Origin of the sequence: Bacillus sp. SW14 (genome assembly GCF_047608225.1) — a bacterium.
Taxonomy (GTDB): Bacteria; Bacillota; Bacilli; order Bacillales; family Bacillaceae; genus Bacillus; species Bacillus subtilis_G.
Genome location: NZ_JBLKRW010000001.1, coordinates 983,287 through 1,003,948 on the forward strand (window position 1 = coordinate 983,287; position 20,662 = coordinate 1,003,948).

Here is a 20,662-nt window from a genome sequence, read left to right on the forward strand (position 1 = left end):
GAGATGCTGCCTCAGAAGAAGACAGATTCGTTCAGATTGGAGCCTGTGCCTGACCGGCATATTGAGATGAAAAGAAAAACTAGACGGAAATGGTACATCGGAGAAACGTCTGTGTGGGTTTTCCTGTTTCTTTATCTGATTGCGATTGCCTATCCGCTTCTATGGATGGTGATGAGTGCTTTTAAAAACTCGGACGATATTTTTGAGCACAGCTGGTCGCTGCCGTCTTCGTGGCATCCGGAAAATTTTGTGTCCGCCTGGAATCAGGGGATTTCTTCTTATTTTATGAACAGTGTCATCGTCACGGCGCTTACGTGTGTAATCACTGTCTTGATCAGTGCATGGGCGGCGTACGGTCTTTCCCGGTTTGAGTTTAAAGGAAAAGGATTCTTTTTGGTGCTTTGTCTTGGCGGTTTGATGCTGACGCCGCAGGTCAGTCTTGTGCCGCTTTATTCTATTATTCAGTCGCTGGGCCTTTACAATACGTATTGGGCTTTGATCTTGCCGTATGCGGCTTACCGGATTCCATTCACCATCATTTTGATCCGCTCTTATTTTCTTTCTATTTCTAAAGAATTGGAGGAGGCGGCTTATTTAGATGGGTGTACGAGTTTCGGTGTATTTTTCAGAATTTTCTTACCAATGAGTGTGCCGATTTTGGTGACATCCGGCATTTTGACGGCTTACCATACGTGGAATGAGTTTATGTTTGCGATTATTTTCATAGATGATGAGAATTTGCGGACCATTCCAGCGGGGCTGATGCAGTTCAGAGACGCGCTGCAAACAGATTGGGGCATCCTGTTGGCGGGATTAACGATTTCAGCCGCGCCGATTGTGATTCTATTTTTATTGATGCAAAAATATTTTGTCCGCGGGATTGCAAGCGGAAGTGTAAAAGGATAAAGGAGGAAGCACAATGAAATTGATTGCGGTTGGAGATAATGTTGTCGATTACTATCAGGACCAAGAAACGTTCTACCCGGGAGGTAATGCCTTAAACGTCGCTGTGCTTGCCAAACGGCTCGGGCATGAGGCTTCCTATATCGGAATCGTCGGCAATGATGAAGCCGCGGCGCATCTGTTGAATGTACTGAAATTGGAGCAGGTCAACGCGGATTATATCCGCCAGGCGCACGGAGAAAATGGAATGGCGATTGTCACCCTTGATGAACAGGGGGAACGGATCTTTGTCAGATCAAATAAAGGCGGCATTCAGTCCCGGCTCCGTCTTGTGTTTCAGGAGAAAGATCTAGCCTTTGTCAGCGGGCATGATCTGCTGCATACCAGTGTGTACAGCAAGCTTGAGAACGACCTTCCGCAGCTGTGCGGCCTGATCCCGGTCTCCTTTGATTTTTCAACCAATCGGGAGGATGATTATTTGAGGAAGGTTTGTCCTTATGTGACGCATGCGTTTTTTTCAGGAAGTGATTTGAGTGAGTCGGAGTGCGGTGAGCTTGCCAAAGCAGCTCATGGGTACGGAGCTAAAATCGTTTGTATGACCCGCGGGGGCCAAGGAGCGATCTTGTCTGCGGGAGACCGAATCTATCATCAGCCGATTGTTGAAACTGATATAATAGATACACTTGGAGCGGGAGATTCTTTTATAGCAGGCTTTTTGACTGCTTTTTGCGAGAAGCGGGACATCACGCACGCTTTGCGCCAAGCGGCGGAAACGGCTGCGAGAACATGCGGCGTGTACGGGGCATTCGGCTACGGCCATCCTTTTCGCTTGGAGGATGGGGGAAGCAGTGAAAAAACGAGAATACTATAAGCAGTGTCTCGTTTTTTATGCCGATTATGTGTAGGGGCTGTTTATGGTAAAAGTGACACGGTTTGTGTGCATCAAAAACAGTGAGCAGTAGATTGGCTGGTCGTTTGATGTAAAAGCTGTTTTATCGATTTCAAACAGCGCATCCCCGATATCACAATCCAGGTATTTGCTTTCCTCCTGCTGGGCATATACAACGTTTAATAGTTTCGTATTGTGAGCAGGAACGACTTGATACTGCTGCTTTAAAATATCATGCATGGACACGCCGTCAGCTATAAAGGTATCAATGCCGGGAAACAAATCGAGCGGATAATGCGTCACTTCAAAGGTGAGCGGCTGGTCATCATTATATAAAATCCGTTTTAATTCAACGACGGGGCTCTCGGGGTTGATTTGCAGCTTTTCGGCAATAGGTTTTGCCGCCGGAATGATTTCATGGGACAGCACCTGATGCTTCGGTTTTTTGCCGGTTGATTCCATAAATTCCGAGTAGCCGTTTACTGCGATCAGCTCCCGTTTTAATTTAGGGCTTTTAACGAACGTTCCCTTTCCTTGCTGCCTGATAAGATAGCCTTCTTCGACTAAATCAAGAATGGCTTTCCTGACGGTAATGCGGCTGACATGATACTTGCTGCAAAGCTCGCTTTCGGTAGGCAGCTTGGCGGTTGGGGAATATACGCCCTTTTTGATGTCATCAGTGATGATTTGTTTTAGCTGAATGTATAAAGGTGTAGAACTTCCGTTGTTTAACAAAAGGTAGCCTCCTTTGAACCTATTATTCATATTATAATGTATTATGACGTTATAATACAAATTTACATTTTTTATTTTAGAAATATAGCAAAAATGGGAATCGATTACTCTAAAAATAACAGAAAGACCGGGTTGTTTCCAGTGACGAAATAACAGATCAAAAGATAGGGGGAATGTCTAATGGCTTCATTAACATTTGAGCATGTCAAAAAAGTATATCACTCTCAATTAACGGTGAAGGACTTTGATTTAGATGTAAAGGATAAGGAGCTTTTGGTGCTGGTGGGGCCGTCAGGATGCGGAAAATCGACCACGCTGCGGATGGTGGCGGGACTGGAGAGCATCTCTGAAGGCCACCTCCTCATTGATGGGGAACGGGTCAATGATCTTCCGCCGAAAGAACGTGATATTGCGATGGTATTCCAAAACTACGCGCTTTATCCGCATATGACGGTTTTTGATAATATGGCGTTTGGATTAAAGCTCAGAAAGATGCCGAAACAGGAAATTACAGAGCGGGTTCATGCGGCAGCCAGAATTTTAGAGATTGAACATTTGCTGAAGAGAAAACCGAAGGCACTCTCCGGCGGGCAGCGGCAAAGGGTGGCGCTTGGCAGATCGATTGTGAGGGAGCCGAAGGTCTTTTTAATGGATGAGCCGCTTTCGAATCTGGACGCAAAGCTGAGAGTGACAATGCGGACAGAAATCAGCAAGCTGCACCAGCGTTTAGAGGCAACCGTCATTTATGTCACGCATGACCAGACCGAAGCGATGACGATGGGCGATCGGATTGTGGTGATGAATGAAGGGGAAATCCAGCAAGTGGCGAAACCTCATGACATTTATCATTACCCGGCGAATCTGTTTGTCGCAGGCTTCATCGGCTCCCCGGGAATGAACTTTCTGAAAGGCGTGATAGAAGAGCGGCATGGCGAGCTGTTTTTCATAAACCCTTCGATCCGGCTTCATATTCCTGAAGAAAAAGCGAAGCGGCTTAAGGAAAAGGGATATGCCGGAGAACAGATGATTGCCGGCGTAAGGTCAGAACATATGACACAATCGACGGGACATGATCAGTTGTTTGATGCAGTGTTTAAAGCGAAGGCGGAAGTGAATGAAAACTTGGGAGCGGAGCTGATTGTGCATGTCACGGCTGGGGACGAGCGGCTCACGGTCCGCATGGACGGAAACACGCGAATCGCCGCAGGCGACTCGATCCAGCTGGCGGTGAAAATGGATCACGTCGTCTTTTTCGATGCGGAAACGGAAGAGGCTGTTTATTAGGAAAGGTGCTCCTAAAAAGGAGCACCTCAGCGTGTCGACAAAGTCACAAGAAGTGGCTTCATCGACACGCTTTTTTGTTAAAATATGAATGAATCTAGATTTTGGAGGTTTTACCATGTTGTCCAAGCACTCAAAAGATCAGCGTGAACAGCTCGAAGTCTTTGCCTTAAGTGAACTTGTCCCTGAAGATCATTTGGTTAGGAAGATGGAAGAAGCCATGGATTTTTCGTTTATTTATGATCAAGTTGCCCCTCTTTATTCTTCAAAAGGACGTCCAAGCATTGACCCCGTTGTATTGATCAAAATGGTACTGATTCAATACGTGTTTGGCCATCGCTCCATGCGTGAAACCATTAAGCGAATGGAAACCGATGTCGCTTATCGTTGGTTTATTGGATATGGACTCTCTGAAAAAATCCCTCATTTTTCAACGTTTAGTAAAAACTATGAACGTCGTTTTCATGACACCGATCTATTTGAAACCATCTTCTATAAAATCTTGCGTCAAGCTATGGATAGTGGTCTTGTCGACCCTACGGTCGCCTTTATCGACGGCACACATGTCAAAGCGAATGCGAATAAGAAAAAGTTTGGGAAAAAGATCGCGAGAAAAGAAACGAGGGCGTATCAGGGACAACTAGATCAAGAAATTAATGCTGATCGCGAAGCGAACGGAAAAAAACCTTTGAAGCCCAGGCCATCCTTAGAGAAACGAGAAATCAAAGTGAGTACGATAGACCCTGAAAGTGGATATTTTGTGAAGGGTGAACGGGAACGCCTCTTTGCTTATGGTTTTCATACAGCTTGTGATCGGAACGGATTTGTATTGGGGACGGTTGTTGAGCCGGCGAATATTCATGACAGTCAAGTGTTTGTGTGTTTGTTTCAACAAATAAAAGAACGGGTTGCCAAGCCTCATACAGTCGCAGTTGATGCTGGATATAAGACACCATTTATCGCGAATTTTTTAAGTGATGAAAATGTTCGCCCTGTCATGCCCTACACCCGACCACAAACGAAAAAAGGATTCATGAGAAAACACGAATATGTTTACGATGAATACTACGATGCTTACATTTGCCCTGAAAACCACGTTCTGACTTATCGCACAACCAACAGAGAAGGCTACCGGGTTTATGCGTCAGATCCAAAACGATGTGAACATTGCCCATTACTGAATCAATGTACGGAAAGCCGAAATCATCAAAAAGTAATCCATCGGCATCTTTGGCAGGATCATTTAGATGAGGTCGATCATTTGCGGCATACGGACGAGAATAGGCAAATCTATGCCAAACGCAAAGAAACGATTGAACGGGTTTTTGCGGATTTAAAGCACAAGCATGGCCTGCGCTGGACAACCCTAAGGGGAAAGAAAAAATTGTCCATGCAGGCGATGCTTGTTTTCGCTGCCATGAATCTAAAAAAACTGGCGAATTGGACTTGGAAAGGGCCAACTCGCCAGCCTATTCGACCGAAAAACAAAATAAATTGGACAAAAATAGGTCGGATCATAAAGATCCGACCTATTTTGTCAACAGTCTGAGGTGCTCCTAAAAAGGAGCACCTTTTTCTTACGGCCAAATGTCGTCGGCCCATTCAGGATGGTCGATAAAAGGATTGCGGTTGTGCTGATATTTCTCATAAATGATTTCATTTCTTTTACGCTCGCGGTCGTCAACCGGATCCTGCCTATTCCATTCGAGGAGGACAGATTGTTTTCCGTGATAAGGGGCTGAGCCGTTGCCTGTTTTATCATTCAGTTCAAGATCAGGGTACCCGTCATCACCTTCGTAACGGACAGCCATGTAAAACAGCATGCGGGCGACATCGCCTTTTACATCATCGCGGGGCTCCCATGAGTCTCCGTCATAATAATTTCCGGGTGCTTTGGCATGTTCTGTGCCGCCGTTGTCAAAATCCATATTTCCTCTGGCGCTGTTGACTTGAACATCAGCCGGGCGCAAATGGTGAATGTCGGTGCCAGGCCCCTTGCTTGTGCCAAAATTACCATGGGATTTCGCCCAAACGTGCTCGCGGTTCCAATCGCCGACATTGCCGCCATTCAGGTTTTTCGACCGCGATTCATTCGTATAGAGCAGGATGACGTTATTTGGGTTTTTTGGGTCTTCATCGGTTTCTTTCAGCGCGTTCCATACTTCGCTGTATGACAGCGTCGTGTGTCCGCTGATGATGCGGTGCAGGGCGCTTTTTAGCGATTCACCTGACTTTCCTTCAGCCCCTTCATAATAGGTATCTGTGTCAGCGTAGGGTGCAGCGGGAGCGGCTAATGAGAGAAGCCCCCCGGTTTCTGAATAGGAAGAAGCCAATCGTTCATTCAGGCTCAGTGCGGTTTGCGTGCTTGCTGAGGCGGCGGGCGCAAACCATCCGGAAATCAGTAATACAAAGACGAGCGGCAGAAACCTTGCTATTTTGGTCATCACTTGCCCTCCTTTTATCAGATCATGTCTATTATCTAAAATTGAAATAAAGGATAGAAGTGTTATTTTGTATATTTTTCATTAAAATTGTAAATTAGTCCCTTTGGAGGAGGCAGATATCCACTGTTCCCATATCTTTAGGCCCCGTTTTTGCATATTGGCTCTCTCCCTTACCGTGTTTTCTTTTGACTTTACATGAAAACAGCCCTGAGAGGTAGAGTGTTTTCTGGCCGTTATGCTGCTGGATAGATACTGTGACTAAAAAATAAACGTTTTTTTGGTTAATCTGCCAATGAACTATCCGTGTTCCTCCTTCTATAATGAAGTCACCATAACGGCCAGAGGGGGGAGTACATGGAAAAGCAGAGGCTTTCAGTCAAAAACAGCATCACAGATTATATTGAATGGCTCGCCCAATACGGCACATCCGCGGACGGCGGCGTGACGAGGCTTTTGTATACAAACGAATGGATGGATGCGCAGCTTGCCGTGAAGACGGAAATGTCGGCATTCGGGCTTGAAACAAGATTCGACGATGTCGGCAATGTGTTTGGAAGGCTTTCGGGCACCCAGTCTCCGGATGAGGTCATTTTAACCGGTTCACATATCGATACCGTCCTCAATGGAGGAAAGTATGACGGTGCCTATGGCGTTCTTGCGGCAATGCTCGCGATCAAGCAGCTCAAAGAAACGTACGGAGCACCGAAAAAAACACTCGAAGCGGTCTCCTTATGTGAGGAGGAGGGCAGCCGTTTTCCAATGACCTATTGGGGATCGGGGAATCTGACTGGTGTTTTTTCTGTACAGGATGCAGAAGAACCGAGAGACGAATCAGGTGTTTCTCTGCAAACAGCGATGTATGAGTGCGGTTTTGGTAAAGGTGAGTATCAGGCAGCCTGCAGGACAGATATCAGCGCCTTTGTCGAGCTTCATATTGAACAGGGTCAGACATTGGAAATGTCAGGCCGGGATCTCGGCATTGTGACAAGTATTGCGGGGCAGAGGCGATATCTCGTCACGCTGGAGGGGGAATGCAATCACGCGGGAACGACCTCTATGAAATGGCGCAAAGACCCCCTTGCAGCCAGCAGCCGTATCATTCATGAGCTGCTGCTGCGGTCGGAGGAGCAGCCGGATGAGCTCCGCCTGACATGCGGAAAAATTACCGCGGAGCCCAATGTTGCCAATGTCATACCGGGCCGCGTGCAGTTTTCAATCGATATTCGCCATCAGCATCAGTACGTGCTGGAGCAATTTCATAATGACATGGCTGCTTTGATCAACGGCATTTGCCATCAAAAAGGGATTCGTGCCATAAATGATGAATATATGCGGATAGAGCCTGTGCCAATGGACGAAAGGCTGAAGGCTGCGGCTCTTGAATCAGCGGCAGAAAACGGTCTCAGCTGTGAAGAAATAGTGAGCGGAGCAGGGCATGACGCGCAAATGATCGGAAGACGCTATCCGGCTTGTATGCTGTTCGTGCCAAGCCGAGGCGGCATCAGCCACTCACCAAAGGAATATACCTCAGCCAGACAGCTTGAGAACGGCGTCCGCGCATTGGCTGATTTATTATACAGACTGGCTTACTGATAAAGGGAGGAATGGCTGTGTCAGGCAGAAAAGAATTATGCACCCCGTTAAGAACGATTATGACGCCGGGACCTGTGGAGGTAGATCCGCGTGTCTTAAGAGTGATGAGCACCCCGGTTGTCGGCCAATTTGATCCAGCGTTTACAGGTATCATGAATGAAACGATGGAAATGCTCCGGGAGCTGTTTCAAACGAAAAACCGCTGGGCATACCCGATTGACGGCACTTCACGGGCGGGAATCGAAGCGGTGCTGGCGAGTGTGATTGAGCCGGAAGATGATGTGCTCATCCCCATTTACGGGCGCTTCGGTTATTTGCTGACTGAAATTGCCGAGCGGTATGGAGCAAATGTTCATACGCTTGAGTGTGAGTGGGGAACGGTTTTTAACCCGCAGGACATCATACGGGAAATGAAAAAAGTGAAACCGAAAATCGTGGCGATGGTGCATGGGGAAACATCGACAGGGCGGGTTCACCCGCTGGAAGCAATCGGCGAAGCCTGCCGGGCCCAGGATGCATTGTTCATCGTCGATGCAGTTGCGACGATTGGCGGCTGCGAGGTCAAAGTCGATGATTGGAAGATTGACGCGGCCATCGGCGGCACGCAAAAGTGCTTGTCTGTTCCATCGGGAATGGCACCAATTACATATAATGAGCGGGTGGCAGATGTGATTGCGGCTCGAAAAAAGGTGGAGCGCGGGATTGCGACACAAGCTGACAGGGCAACGCTATCGGGGAAGCGGCCGATCACAAGCAATTATTTTGATTTGAGCCAGCTTGAGGATTATTGGAGCGAAAGACGGCTCAATCATCATACTGAAGCAACGACGATGCTGTACGCCTTGCGTGAGGGTGTCAGGCTGACGCTTGAAGAAGGTCTTGAAGCCCGCTTTGAGCGGCATCGCCACCATGAGGCTGCATTAGCAGCAGGGATTAAGGCAATGGGGCTGAAGCTTTTTGGAGATGACAGCTGCAAAATGCCTGTTGTCACCTGTATAGAAATCCCTGGCGGCATTGACGGCGAGTCTGTCCGGCATATGCTTTTGGCGCAATTCGGCATCGAAATCGCCAGCTCATTCGGTCCGCTGGCGGGAAAAATCTGGAGAATCGGCACGATGGGCTACAGCTGCAGAAAAGAAAACGTGCTGTTCGTGCTTGCCGGGTTAGAAGCTGTGCTGCTGAGGCATGGCGCAGGGATCGAAGCAGGAAAAGCGCTCCAAGCGGCGCTTGATGTGTATGAAAATGCTGGCCGTCAGACAGCGGTATAAAGAAAAGCTTGCGGAATGCCGCAAGCTTTTTTAGCGATAAGATTTCGCTTTTTCTCCAATCTGTTTTCTTCGTTTGACTCTTTTTACAAATCGTCTTTCCCTGTGTTGCATTTTCTGACGAAGCATGAGTCATTTTTTCTTCCATCAGCTATTCTTTATACAAGTTACCTATAAAATCACGCTGAACTTGTTGTTTCTTATAGCGATTTTTGAGAGGAGGATGCAGCTTTGGGAAATTTGCATATCATATTAGATGCGCTCCGGGAAGATCGGGATGAGGCTGTGCTGGCGACAATTGTTCAAGTTGAAGGCTCCGCATATCGAAAAGCAGGTGCCTCTATGCTCTTTAAGAAAAATGGGGAACGGGTCGGCCTGCTGAGCGGCGGGTGTGTGGAAGAAGATTTACGCCACAGAATCAGTGAGCTGGGTGATCAGCTGACGTCAGTGCTGATTCCCTATGACATGCGGGCGGAGGACGATATGTCCTGGGGTATGGGAGCCGGATGCAACGGCGTAATTCATATTCATGCGGAGCGAATCACTCAGGGAAAAAGACGGCATTTTGATAGAGTGAGGGACTGCCTTCAATCAGGCAAAGCTGTCACAGCCGTTACGCAGCTTGACTCCTCCCATTATTTATTTTTGGCTGAGAACACGCATTTCGGGAACTGGCCGGACGCGCCTCTGCAAGACATTCAATGTACCGCTTCAACGCTTCATTTACCGCATTTCGATTCATCAACCAACTTGTTTATTCAGCGAATTGAGCCAAAGCCGCGTCTCATTCTGTTTGGGGCGGGACCGGATATTGTGCCGCTCGCTAATTTGGCGGCGGATACAGGGTTTTCTGTTACCGTGACAGATTGGCGTCCCGCTTATTGCACATCCTCTCTTTTTCCAAAAGCGGATCGTCTGATCACCGCTTTTCCAGAACAAATGCTCAGTGAATTTCAGTTTTATCCACATGATGCAGCTGTTGTAGCGACCCACCATTTTCAGCACGATCAAACGATCATCGACTTCTTATTTTCTCGAAAGCTTCATTATATCGGACTGTTGGGTTCGGCAAACCGCACGAAGCGGCTGCTGAACGGAAAACAGCCGCCGGCTCACTTTTACAGTCCGGTCGGGCTGAAAATCGGTGCGGAAGGCCCCGCAGAAATTGCCGTCAGCGTTATCGCGGAAATCGTTCAAACAAGAAAACGGATGGCACTTGTATGAGAAACCCCTATATTATCGGCGTGTTTCTCGCTGCCGGCAAAAGCAAAAGGATGGGCCGAAACAAGCTGGCTTTACCGCTAAAAGGACAAACCATCGGTTCGCTTTCTTTGCAAACCGCTCTTCTATCCCTCCTTGATCATGTGTTGATCGTCGAGCGAACTGAACGTGCTTTCCTTGATTGGATAGGAGCGCCGTATCACGCTCCGCCTTTTCGAAAACGCTGGAGCCTGCACGTTTGTCAAGAAGCTGAAAAAGGCCAAGGGCATTCAGTCAGCAGCGGGGTGAGAAAAGCAGAAAGCATGGGAGCGGACGGCGTTGTCATTTTGTTAGCCGACCAGCCGCAGCTTTCCGTCGATCATCTTAATGCCCTTGTGGCAATGGCTCCTAAGTCATTTGCCGTATCATCATCCTTAGGCGCGCTCACCCCGCCAATCTATTTCTCATCAGCTTGTTTTCCTTATATAAAGGAGTTAAAGGGAGATGAGGGGGCTCGCAGGCTCCTGAAAAGCGGGCAGCTTGGAACAGGAGCGGTTTTGGAGGCAAAGGAAAGCGCGGAGTTGAAAGACATTGATACACCGGAAGAATACGAAATGGTAAGGAGGGCGATGGTTTGAACGGCCAAGTGACAAAAACAAGAATGACTCTTCAATTATGGAGGCCGGAAGCGCTTGATGAGGCCTATTCGCTTTTAGAGAAGCATGCCCCGGATGTGTGTGCCGCATCGGGCAGCACACTGCTTCAGCTTCAGTGGGACAAAGGGATTCTTCCGAAACAGCACCTCGTCAGTCTTGAAGGAATTAACGAGATGAGAGGGATCACCGCCAGCGGCACCCACCTGTCGATCGGGGCACTCACAACGCTGAATGAATGCAGAAAGAATCCCCTGATCAAGAGTGTACTTGGTTGTTTCAGCGGCGCTGCTTCCACTGTTGCCGCACCCGGAATCCGCAGCCGGGCCACGATTGGCGGCAACATAGCGAGTAAAATCGGTGATTTGATTCCGCTCCTGCTTGTTCTGGATGCTGAGCTTATCGTGTACCAAAAGAAACTGATCAGGCTGTCACTTGGCGATTGGCTCATAGATGAAGACTTTAGAACTGCTATCGTCACGCGTATCATCATTCCGCGTGTGGAGAAAGAGCGTGTGTTTTACCGCAAGCTTGGGAGGCGGCAGGCTTTTACAGGCGCGGTTGCTGTGGCAGCTGGACGTTTTTTGAAAGACGGCGGCATTCGGCTCGCCGCTGGCCATGCCGATATCACACCGGAAAGATTAATGGAAAGCGAAGCAAAATGGATGGCGTCAGAGTGGAATCCGCACGAGCTGTACCAAACCATTATCCATGAGCTGCCGTTTACCGCAGATGCTTTTATGTCAGCGGCATACAGAAAAAAAGCCGCGGCTAACGTCATCATGGCAGAGCTGCTGTCTGAGGGAGGAGAAAAATGATCATCAACAAACCGTCAAGAGTGAGACCGGATGGAAGGGAAAAGGTCACAGGTGAATTGAAATATATGACCGATCTCAGCTTTCCCGGAATGCTGTATGGCAAAGTGCTGAGAAGCGCTTATCCTCATGCAGAGATCGTGTCGATTTGCACCAAAAAAGCTGAAGAAATGGAAGGTGTGCGGGCGGTCGTCACTCATCAAGACGTTCCCGGATCAAACCGCTTTGGCATTGTCATCCCTGACCAGCCGGTTTTATGTGAGGACAGGGTGCGGTATGTCGGGGATGCGATCGCCGCAGTGGCTGCGGAAACGGAGGAAATCGCGGAAGCGGCGCTGGAGTTGATTCGCGTTGAATATAAAGAACTGGAGATCATTGATTCACCGGAAAAAGCGCTTCGGCCGGACGCGCATAGACTGCACGAGGACGGGAACATCCTTCACCGTGCGTTTTTTTCACACGGCGATGTGAAAGAAGGCTTCCAAGCATCTGACACAGTCCTTGAAGAAACCTACGAGCTGCCGCGGCAGATGCATACATATATGGAAACGGAAGGAGGCGTAGCCGTTCCAAAAGAAGATGGGGGCTTTACGATGTATGCAGGAACACAGCACGGCTATAAAGACCGTTTCCAGCTTGCCCGTATTTTTGACATTCCCGAAGAGAAGATTAGGGTTGTGTCTAGTCCGATGGGCGGCTCGTTCGGCGGAAAGGATGAGCTGAATATCCAGCCGTATGCCGCGCTTTTGGCACTGAAAAGCGGACTTCCTGTCAACATTCATCAGACCAGAAAGGAATCTGTACGTTCTGGAATTAAGCGCCATCCGATGAAGATTACGATAAAAACGGGAGCGGATCAAGCAGGAAAGCTATTGGCTCATGATGTGAAAATTGTGGCGGACACAGGCGCTTACGCTACGCTTGGACCGGCCGTTCTTGATTTTTCTGTCGAGCATGCCGCGGGTCCGTACCGCATTCCAAATATTCGGACTGAAGGGATATCTGTGTTTACGAACAACGGGGTGGCGGGAGAATTTCGGGGGTTTGGCGGCAATCAAATCACATTTGCGCTCGAAACCCATCTTGATCGCCTCAGCGGCTTGCTCGGCATCGATCCGCTGGAGCTGAGAAGAAAAAATATCAGACAACCGCATGATCTGGGGCCGCTTGGGCATCGGATTGCACCGACTGACGGAGCGGCGCAGGTTTTGGACGTCATTTCTGAATCTCCTATTCTCACAAGAAAACGTGTGAACTCCGGGTATATACGAAGAGGCAAGGGAGCGGCCATTACGATGCACGGCGGCGGGCTGGGATATGGCCGAATGGATGCGGCGGGAGGCCGTTTGTCCCTTTCAAGTGACGGCAAAATCACGGCTTCTTTTGGATTTGAAGAATGCGGACAGGGGATTCTAGCGGCGATTGAACATATTGTCATTGAGGAGCTGGGCTGTGCGGCTGAGGATATTTCCATTGTCATTGGGGATACCGCAAAAGCGCCGAAGTCAGGTTCCTCCACCGCATCCCGTGGCACAAGCATGGTGTGGCACGCGATCCAGCGTTTGAAGAAGCCATTCCTTTCTCGATTGAAAAAACGGGCCGCAGAATGGAGCGGCTGTGCGGAGGAAATCCTTATTTTAGGCGCCGCAGGCTTGCGTGACAAAAACACAAAGGAGCTCGTGGTGACGTATAAGAAGCTGGCTGAAAAAGGCCCTTTGGCAGAGGAAACCGAATTTGATTTTCCGACAACGCCTGATCCTGTGGTCGGCGGGCATTTTCTCTACGCATTTGGCGCGGCTGCTGTTGAGGTGGAGGTTGATCTATTAACAGGCAATGTCAGAGTGATAGATTGTGAACACGCTATTGCAGCAGGTCCGGTTGTCAGTCCGCAGGGCTATCGGGGACAAATTGAAGGCGGCGCTGTTATGGCGCTCGGCTATACGCTGATGGAGGAAGCCGAAATGACGGACGGCCGTTATGCGGCGGAAAACCTCGACCAGTATATCATTCCCGGTGTGAAGGATGTTCCTGACATGAAGGTGACTGCAATAGAAGAGCTGATGGAAGGTGATTCCCACGGCCCGCGCGGCGTCGGCGAAATCGGAACGATCGCCCTTACTCCTGCCATTGTAAAGGCCGTGCATGATGCGGTCGGCTGCTGGATAAATAAGCTGCCGATTTCAAGAGAAGAGCTTCTGGACGCGATAGACAGAAAGGGGATGAAGCAATGGACATAAAAGAAGCTGGACCATTTCCTATAAAAAAGGAACAGTTCCGGATGACCGTAAATGGGCAGGAGCGGGAGATTGCAGCCGTTCCCGCGACACGTCTGAGTGACCTGCTTAGAAAGGAATTTCAGCTGACCGGGACAAAGGTATCCTGCGGAATCGGCCGCTGCGGAGCGTGCTCCATCCTAATCGACGGAAGGCTGGCCAATGCGTGCATGACGATGGCCTATCAAGCAGACGGCCACTCCATTACCACCATCGAAGGGCTTCAAAAAGAAGAACTGGATATCTGCCAAACCGCTTTCTTGGAAGAAGGCGGCTTCCAATGCGGCTACTGCACCCCGGGCATGACGATTGCGCTTAAAGCGCTGTTCGAGGAAAACCCGCATCCCGCAGATGAAGAGATAGAAGAAGGGCTGGCGGGGAATTTGTGCCGGTGTACCGGGTATGGCGGAATTATGCGGTCGGCTTGGAGGATTAAAAGAGAATTGTGTGATGGGAAAAAATGAAGTCCGGCTTTTAAAGTCGGACTTCATTGTCAATTATATCACCCCATGATTCTATTAAATCATACATTACCTGTTTATTAGCAGCCGGTGTTATTTCTTTAAGTATTTTGAATACCTCGAAACATCGAGTAAAATCTTTAGACCTGAATCTTTTAGGCTGTCTCTTAGTGTAATCTATAAGCTGTTGTAGATTTCAAGTGTCATTAGGGGCCCTTTGTTACTGCTCTCGTAACAATTGCTCCCTATCCAGTTATGTTGGTATGAATCGAAGAAAAGTTTGCGGTTTTTTTGCGGTCATACATATTTTCGGAAATGTTAGAATATTACATAAGAGAGTACATAAGGAGGGGTCATGTGAATCCGGTTTTATCATCGTCAGAAGTTGGCGTAAAGATCAATGAATGGTATAAAATGATACGTCAATTTAGTGTCCCGGATGCAGAGATTTTAAAGGCAGAGGTGGAGCAGGAGATCCAACGGATGGAGGAAGATGAGTATTTACTCATTTATTTCTCCCTAATGAAATTCCGTCATCAACTCATGCTAGATTATTTGGAACCCGTAACAACACGTATAAGACCAACTATTGACGAGTTACTTGGAAAAATAGAGGCAACCAACAAGGGGATAACTGGCCTGCTGTCTTACTATTCTCTGTTTTTTCGTGGAATGTATGAGTTTGATAAAAGGGAATATGTAAAAGCGATAGGTTTTTATCGAGAAGCTGAAAAACATCTTTCTCATGTTAATGATGATATCGAGAAGGCTGAGTTTCATTTTAAGTTGGCTGAAGCTTACTATACTATGAAGCAAAATCATATTTCGATGCACCACGTTAAACAGGCGATGGACATTTATAATCAATATGATCTTTATAAAGTGCGAAAAACCCAGTGTCATTTTGTTATATCCGGAAATTACGTTGATTTTAAACATTTCGAGAAGAGTTTGCCGCATCTTGAAAAAGCCTTGGTCTTGTCCAAACAATTAGATCGCAATGAAAGGCTTCTTAGCTCGGCTTACTACAATCTCGGAAAGAATTATGCAGATTTAGGAATAAATGATAAAGCAGACTACTTTTTGAATGAAGCTGTCAAAATATCAGAAAGTGCGAAGTTAAGCAATTTACCTCATTCCCTGTTTACATACGCTAAATTTCTTTTTAAGCAGGAGAAAACAGGCGAAGCAATAAAAATGAGTAAAAAGGGTTTATCAGCGGCGTTATACCAAGGTGACAAACTTTTTGAGTCCCTACAAAAATACTTGGAGGCACTTTATATCAATGCAGTTGATCAAGTGGGAATAAAAAAAACCATTGATTACTTAGAAAGAAATAAGAATTATGCGTATGTGGAAGATATCGCAATTGATACGGCTGAAGCTTTTGCAAATTCAAAGGAATATGAAACTTCTTATGTTTATCATCAAAAAATGCTTGAAACGCAAAAACAAATTCAGAGGGGAGAATGCCTGTATGAATTTTAAAAAAGGCGTAATCATTATTCTTACTACAGTTACTTTAAGTTTAGGTCTCGTTACTACTTTTACTGTAGAGCAAAGTACAGCATATCATCAACTTTCTGACCGGAATCAAACATAAAATAAACCCTCTCATTCGGAGGGTTTATTTTATGTATTTGATCCCACATTAATAATTGAATCAAACGATATAAAGTTTGTATCCCCTTTTAAACCTTACACGTGTAACTGTTGTTTAACTTCCTTTATGTCATGAATATATCCACTTACTTCCTCAATAAAGCCATCTCTATAATAGTTAATGGTTAGAGCTGTATTGAACTCCTTTGCTTCTGAAATAATCCTCATCATTTCATCGAGATGGTATTCATCCAGAGTAGGTACAGAAAGGGGATGAAGCAATGGACGTAAAAGAGCTGGGCCATAGCTTTTAAAAAAGGAACAGTTCCGAATGACCGTAAATGGGCAGGAGCGGGAGGTTGCAGCCGTTCCGACGTTATGTCTGCTTGCAGGATCAGAAAAGATCTGTCTGCTTTTTCTCGCAGGCCATTCGCCTGAAAAATGAATGATTGTATCAGATTGACCTATACTTTAGAATGACTAATTATATTCTGAAAATTTTATCAGGGGTGGTTATATGAAAACGATTGGTCTTATTGGCGGGATGAGTTGGGAATCTTCAGCTGAATATTATCGAATCATTAATGAGGAAATAAAAAAGAAATTAGGGGGACTGCATTCGGCGAAATGCCTTTTATACAGTGTTGATTTTAAGGAGATTGAACACTATCAGTCCGAAGGGGCTTGGGATCAAGCCGGTGCAGCTTTAGGGGAAGCTGCGAGATCATTAGAAAAAGCCGGTGCAGATTTTATAGTAATATGTACAAATACCATGCATAAAGTAATTGGCTATATCCAAGAAATGATCACTATCCCTATTTTACATATTGCAGATGCGACTGCCGATCAAATCACTAGACAAGGTATTCGTTCGGTAGGATTACTTGGTACTAAGTATACGATGGAACAAGATTTTTATAGATCACGTATTGAGTCTCACGATATCAATGTCATTGTGCCCAGTGATGAGGAAAGAGAAGTAATCAATCATATTATTTATCAGGAACTATGTTTGGGGGAAATCAAACAGTCGTCCAGAAACATGTATAAGAAGATGATCAATCATTTGGTGGATCGGGGAGCAGAAGGGATTATTCTCGGATGCACTGAAATTGGTTTATTAGTAAAGGCAGAGGATTCTAAAGTGCCATTATTTGATACGGCTTTCATCCATGCTCAAACAGCAGTGAATACATCTCTTTCGATTTAGCTGTGTGTTTTGTCAAGTGAAAAAAGTGTCATCAAACAATGATTGAAACGCAAAAACAAATTCAAAGAGGAGAATGCCTGTATGAATTTAAAAAAGGCGTAATCATTATTTTTGCTGTTGTTTCACTTGACCGTAATCAAACGTGAAAAGTTTATAAAGTTCATATAGAAGCCCGCCTCATCGGCGGACTTCCTTCTCTAACTCCCCTTATACACCTGATAACCAAACGGCGACAGCAAAAGCGGGATGTGATAATCAGCGTCTGGATCTGCAAGTTGAAATCGGACGGTGACAATGGTTAAAAACGGCTGGTCTGCCATGCTCACTTTTTGACTCGCAAAATAATCCCGTGCATGGAACTCCATCACATATTCACCAGACACCAGCTCTTTTCCTGCCAGCAGCGGAGCATCGACTCTGCCGTCATCGTTGGTGAATGTTTCTTTGACAAGATCGCCGTCTTCGCCCAGCCGCTTCAATTCAATTCTTACGTTCGCCGCGGGTTTGCCGCAGGATAAATCCAAGATATGGGTTGTCAGCTTTCCCATCAGGCCTTCAGGCTTCCTAATGCTTTTTCGGTTTTCTGTTTTTCTTTCTCGGCGTCTTCTCTGGTCACGGTAAAGCGCTGGAAACCGAATGGCGGGCGCGGTTCTGTGTAGACTTTTCCTTTGGAGCCCGGGATCTCTTCGACGACTGTGTCCCATGTGTGATTTTGAGAGTGGAAGCTGACATCAGTGAGCTGCGGGAATCTCGTTAATATTCTGCAGCCGATATGATAGATTAAGTTTTGGATTGAAGCGGTTTCGAGCTCGTGAAAAACGGTGCTCGCCAAGTCGCGGACTTGCTCAGCCGCAACGTAGCGGGCGGGATCGGAAGCGTACGCGTCATCTGTGTGTTCATAATGCCAGCTGATGTTTAAATGGACAAACAGAGGGCGGTTGCCATCTTCCGGGAGAGTCGTATATTCGTCCCGGATAAAGCCAATGAAGGAATTGCCGCTCACTTTGACGAGCTGAAGATCCACGATTTCGCTGTATTGCTCTTTAATTGTTATGGTATCTCCGGTTCGTTCCGCTTTCAGCACAGACCGCGCCCGTTCATTTCGTGACCTTCTGAAGACGAGCTGGCTTGTGCCGAGTCCTTGCTCTTCGTAAGCAGGCATCGCTTCAAACGGAATGTCTTCGCCGGTCAGAGTGATGGTGTCCATATGAGAATAGGTATCTAAAAATCGGTGAGCCACATCGTGTAAGAATCCTTCCGTAGTCGTTCCTTCATAGGAAGCGAGATGGCGCTGAATAAAGTTTTTCATTGAATCCGTCGCCACAACGAGGGTGTTATCTCCGTCTGTAAATGATGGCAGGAAAGCATCTCCGCTAATTTCACATGTCACATCAACGCCGATAACGGTATTGTCTCTCCCGGTAAAAGATGACTCTGGGATTTGCTTTACTCCTGTGAGCGGCTTTAAAAATGTTCGGTATGCAAATACATTTCCTTTGCCGTAAGACATGGTTCTTTTCATTTGCGTCTCTCCTTTTTCAGTGATCTTGTCCGCCAGACGAAAGCGGGCGATGCGGTAAATTTCTTCTAGAGCCTTCTGGAACTCCGTTTCACGTTCGTTCTCAAGCCTTGCCAGCAGGGCTTGGAGAATGTCCTGTTTCGTCTTTCCCTTTACCGCTAAAATAAAAGGAAAGCCGAAGCGTTCATAATAGTGCTCATTTAGCTTGAGAAATTCCTCGTATTCCTGCTGTTCAAGTTTGCTGAGCCCAGCGTTTTGCTGCTCTGTTACCGAGGCAGCGCTCATTGTTTTCTTTGTTCCAAGCCGGGGGTGCTTGTTGATTAAATCAAACTGTGTCTGGCGGTCCGCGAATCTTACAATGCCGGCCATTTTGTGATGAAGGTCAGAAAGGGATGAAAACGGCCGCAATGCCGCGGCTTTCTCCGCAATCCATGAAGAGTGTTCAACAATAGATCCAAGTGTGTCTGTCAGTGTTTGTGTGTCCATTTGGTTCAGGTCATTCATTGTATACATTGGCATCATCCTTTACGTTTTCATTTCAGCGCCATTCGGCTGTTTCGGTTGAAAAAAAGCGTGCAGTGCAATGGCCGTCAAACTGCCGATCACAATTCCGCTTCCTGCCAAGACTGAGGCCGCTCCCGGAAGAGATGAAAACAATGCGGGAACTGTTGTGGCGCCTAGCCCTAAGCTGACGGAAGAGGCAATGATCAGCAGGTTGTCTTGTGAATCGAGGTCAACACTGGAAAGCATGTTGATCCCGTAAGAAATGACCATGCCGAACATGACAATCATCGCGCCGCCGAGAACGGGGTTCGGGATCACTGTTGTCAATGCTGCGGCTTTTGGAACAAGTCCGATTGCCATCAGCATCATTCCTGTGATCGCGATGACGTCGACAGTTTTCATTTTTGAAAGCTGAACGATACCGACATTTTGCGAGAAGGCTGTATAGGGAAACGCGTTAAATAAGCCGCCAAGCATAATCGCAAGGCCTTCCGCCCGGTAGCCCTTTTCGAGATCCTTCTCCGACAGCCTGCGGTTTGTGATATCGGCGAGCGCAAAGTAAACACCTGTCGATTCAACCAGACTGACAATCGCAACGAGGAGCATCGTGACAACAGCCGGCAGCTCAAAGGTCGGCGGTCCGAAATAAAACAGAGACGGAACATGAAGCCAAGACGCTTCCATAACGTCAGAAAAATCGACTTTTCCCATGAAGAATGCAGCCGCTGTTCCTGCGATAAGGCCGAGCAATATCGCTATGGAGCGGATAAAGCCTTTAAAGAAATAGAACAGCAATAAGATAAAGGCTGTAACGCCAAACCCGAGGAGCACGTTGTCCAGTGAGCCGAAGTCTTTGCTTCCTTCACCGCCGGCCAGGTTATTCATTGCCGTCGGAATCAGGCTGATGCCGATGATCATGACAACTGAGCCGGTCACGACAGGCGGGAAAAAACGGACAAGCTTACCGAAGAAGCCCGCGGCTAAGACGATAATCAGTCCTGCGGCGATAATAGAACCGTATATCGCTGAGACACCGTATGTGCTGCCGATGGAAATCATCGGGCCGACTGCGGTAAACGTACATCCGAGCACAACGGGGAGCCCGATGCCAAAATACCGGTTTTTCCAGAGCTGTAAAAGAGTCGCGGCCCCGCACATGAACAAATCGATCGCGATTAAATACGTCAGCTGCCCCGTATTCAGCCCGATCGCCGCTCCGACGATCAGCGGAACGAGAATCGCTCCCGCATACATGGCAAGCATATGCTGAAGTCCGAGCATGCTCAGCTGAAAGACATTGTACTGTTCCTTCATC

At 47.3% G+C, this 20,662-nt stretch carries 19 protein-coding genes and 2 pseudogenes; 14 read left to right on the forward strand and 7 right to left on the reverse strand.

Annotation, left to right across the window (positions count from 1 at the left end; all coding sequences use genetic code 11):
* Window positions 1-3 precede the first annotated feature (3 nt).
* Window positions 4-906: a carbohydrate ABC transporter permease gene (locus ACMX2I_RS05000; protein WP_414956351.1), complete on the forward strand. Its 903-nt coding sequence runs from the start codon at window positions 4-6 to the stop codon at window positions 904-906.
* 13 nt (window positions 907-919) lie between these two features.
* Entirely contained in the window at window positions 920-1,774 is an 855-nt protein-coding gene (locus ACMX2I_RS05005) for a fructoselysine 6-kinase (RefSeq protein WP_087991054.1), read from the forward strand.
* A gap of 24 nt (window positions 1,775-1,798) precedes the next feature.
* Here ACMX2I_RS05005 and frlR read toward each other — a convergent pair whose 3' ends face one another.
* Complete coding sequence (gene frlR, locus ACMX2I_RS05010; RefSeq protein ID WP_148964033.1) at window positions 1,799-2,527, reverse strand: transcriptional regulator FrlR; 729 nt, start codon at window positions 2,525-2,527, stop codon at window positions 1,799-1,801.
* 180 nt (window positions 2,528-2,707) lie between these two features.
* Between frlR and ACMX2I_RS05015 the strand changes: the two genes are divergently transcribed.
* Both ACMX2I_RS05015 and ACMX2I_RS05020 read left to right on the forward strand, forming a co-directional pair.
* Window positions 2,708-3,811: an ABC transporter ATP-binding protein gene (locus tag ACMX2I_RS05015; RefSeq protein WP_414956352.1), complete on the forward strand. Its 1,104-nt coding sequence runs from the start codon at window positions 2,708-2,710 to the stop codon at window positions 3,809-3,811.
* A 115-nt stretch (window positions 3,812-3,926) separates the two neighbouring features.
* Window positions 3,927-5,357: an IS1182 family transposase gene (locus ACMX2I_RS05020; protein ID WP_414956353.1), complete on the forward strand. Its 1,431-nt coding sequence runs from the start codon at window positions 3,927-3,929 to the stop codon at window positions 5,355-5,357.
* Between the two features lie 28 nt (window positions 5,358-5,385).
* On the opposite strand, the gene ACMX2I_RS05025 is transcribed toward ACMX2I_RS05020, so the two are convergent.
* Together ACMX2I_RS05025 and ACMX2I_RS05030 are read right to left on the reverse strand one after the other, a co-directional pair.
* Window positions 5,386-6,252, reverse strand: a complete 867-nt coding sequence (locus ACMX2I_RS05025; protein ID WP_289348067.1) for an endonuclease I family protein — start codon at window positions 6,250-6,252, stop codon at window positions 5,386-5,388.
* 81 nt (window positions 6,253-6,333) lie between these two features.
* Window positions 6,334-6,405 (reverse strand): annotated as a pseudogene (locus tag ACMX2I_RS05030) (hypothetical protein); the annotation flags it as partial.
* 201 nt (window positions 6,406-6,606) lie between these two features.
* Here ACMX2I_RS05030 and allC point away from each other — a divergent pair.
* The 8 genes from allC to ACMX2I_RS05070 all read left to right on the forward strand — a co-directional run bounded on the left by allC (window position 6,607) and on the right by ACMX2I_RS05070 (window position 16,000).
* Window positions 6,607-7,845 carry an allantoate deiminase gene (gene allC, locus ACMX2I_RS05035; protein ID WP_414956354.1) on the forward strand — a complete coding sequence of 413 codons (1,239 nt, stop codon included), beginning with the start codon at window positions 6,607-6,609 and terminating at the stop codon, window positions 7,843-7,845.
* A 17-nt stretch (window positions 7,846-7,862) separates the two neighbouring features.
* Complete coding sequence (pucG, locus tag ACMX2I_RS05040) at window positions 7,863-9,113, forward strand: (S)-ureidoglycine--glyoxylate transaminase (protein ID WP_414956355.1); 1,251 nt, start codon at window positions 7,863-7,865, stop codon at window positions 9,111-9,113.
* A 228-nt stretch (window positions 9,114-9,341) separates the two neighbouring features.
* Entirely contained in the window at window positions 9,342-10,334 is a 993-nt protein-coding gene (locus ACMX2I_RS05045; protein WP_414956356.1) for an XdhC family protein, read from the forward strand.
* Complete coding sequence (gene pucB / locus ACMX2I_RS05050; RefSeq protein WP_394716353.1) at window positions 10,331-10,948, forward strand: xanthine dehydrogenase accessory protein PucB; 618 nt, start codon at window positions 10,331-10,333, stop codon at window positions 10,946-10,948. Before ACMX2I_RS05045 ends, pucB begins: the two co-directional genes overlap by 4 nt.
* Window positions 10,945-11,781 (forward strand): xanthine dehydrogenase subunit C, encoded by an 837-nt coding sequence (gene pucC, locus ACMX2I_RS05055; protein ID WP_414956357.1) that lies wholly within the window; start codon window positions 10,945-10,947, stop codon window positions 11,779-11,781. Before pucB ends, pucC begins: the two co-directional genes overlap by 4 nt.
* Complete coding sequence (gene pucD, locus ACMX2I_RS05060) at window positions 11,778-14,015, forward strand: xanthine dehydrogenase subunit D (protein ID WP_414956358.1); 2,238 nt, start codon at window positions 11,778-11,780, stop codon at window positions 14,013-14,015. Before pucC ends, pucD begins: the two co-directional genes overlap by 4 nt.
* Entirely contained in the window at window positions 14,006-14,515 is a 510-nt protein-coding gene (gene pucE / locus ACMX2I_RS05065) for a xanthine dehydrogenase subunit E (protein ID WP_394716349.1), read from the forward strand. Before pucD ends, pucE begins: the two co-directional genes overlap by 10 nt.
* Window positions 14,516-14,869: 354 nt before the next feature.
* Window positions 14,870-16,000, forward strand: a complete 1,131-nt coding sequence (locus tag ACMX2I_RS05070) for an aspartate phosphatase (RefSeq protein ID WP_414956359.1) — start codon at window positions 14,870-14,872, stop codon at window positions 15,998-16,000.
* Window positions 16,001-16,210: 210 nt separating this feature from the next.
* Here ACMX2I_RS05070 and ACMX2I_RS05075 read toward each other — a convergent pair whose 3' ends face one another.
* Window positions 16,211-16,396 carry a YolD-like family protein gene (locus tag ACMX2I_RS05075; RefSeq protein ID WP_414956360.1) on the reverse strand — a complete coding sequence of 62 codons (186 nt, stop codon included), beginning with the start codon at window positions 16,394-16,396 and terminating at the stop codon, window positions 16,211-16,213.
* Between ACMX2I_RS05075 and ACMX2I_RS05080 the strand changes: the two are divergent.
* Both ACMX2I_RS05080 and ACMX2I_RS05085 read left to right on the forward strand, forming a co-directional pair.
* Window positions 16,396-16,490 (forward strand): annotated as a pseudogene (locus tag ACMX2I_RS05080) (xanthine dehydrogenase subunit E); the annotation flags it as partial. The gene ACMX2I_RS05075 and the pseudogene ACMX2I_RS05080 overlap by 1 nt on opposite strands.
* A 141-nt stretch (window positions 16,491-16,631) precedes the next feature.
* The gene (locus ACMX2I_RS05085; protein ID WP_414956361.1) at window positions 16,632-17,324 is read left to right on the forward strand and encodes an aspartate/glutamate racemase family protein; all 693 of its coding nucleotides are present in this window, start codon (window positions 16,632-16,634) and stop codon (window positions 17,322-17,324) included.
* 197 nt (window positions 17,325-17,521) lie between these two features.
* Here the strand turns inward: ACMX2I_RS05085 and uraH are convergent, their stop codons facing one another.
* From uraH to ACMX2I_RS05100, 3 genes are read right to left on the reverse strand one after another with little or no spacing between them, the layout of a single operon-like run.
* Window positions 17,522-17,872: a hydroxyisourate hydrolase gene (gene uraH, locus ACMX2I_RS05090; protein ID WP_414956362.1), complete on the reverse strand. Its 351-nt coding sequence runs from the start codon at window positions 17,870-17,872 to the stop codon at window positions 17,522-17,524.
* Window positions 17,872-19,356, reverse strand: a complete 1,485-nt coding sequence (gene pucL, locus ACMX2I_RS05095) for a factor-independent urate hydroxylase (RefSeq protein WP_414956363.1) — start codon at window positions 19,354-19,356, stop codon at window positions 17,872-17,874. The genes uraH and pucL overlap by 1 nt, the downstream gene beginning before the upstream one ends.
* A 12-nt stretch (window positions 19,357-19,368) precedes the next feature.
* Window positions 19,369-20,661 (reverse strand): nucleobase:cation symporter-2 family protein, encoded by a 1,293-nt coding sequence (locus tag ACMX2I_RS05100; protein WP_414956364.1) that lies wholly within the window; start codon window positions 20,659-20,661, stop codon window positions 19,369-19,371.
* Window position 20,662: the final 1 nt, after the last annotated feature.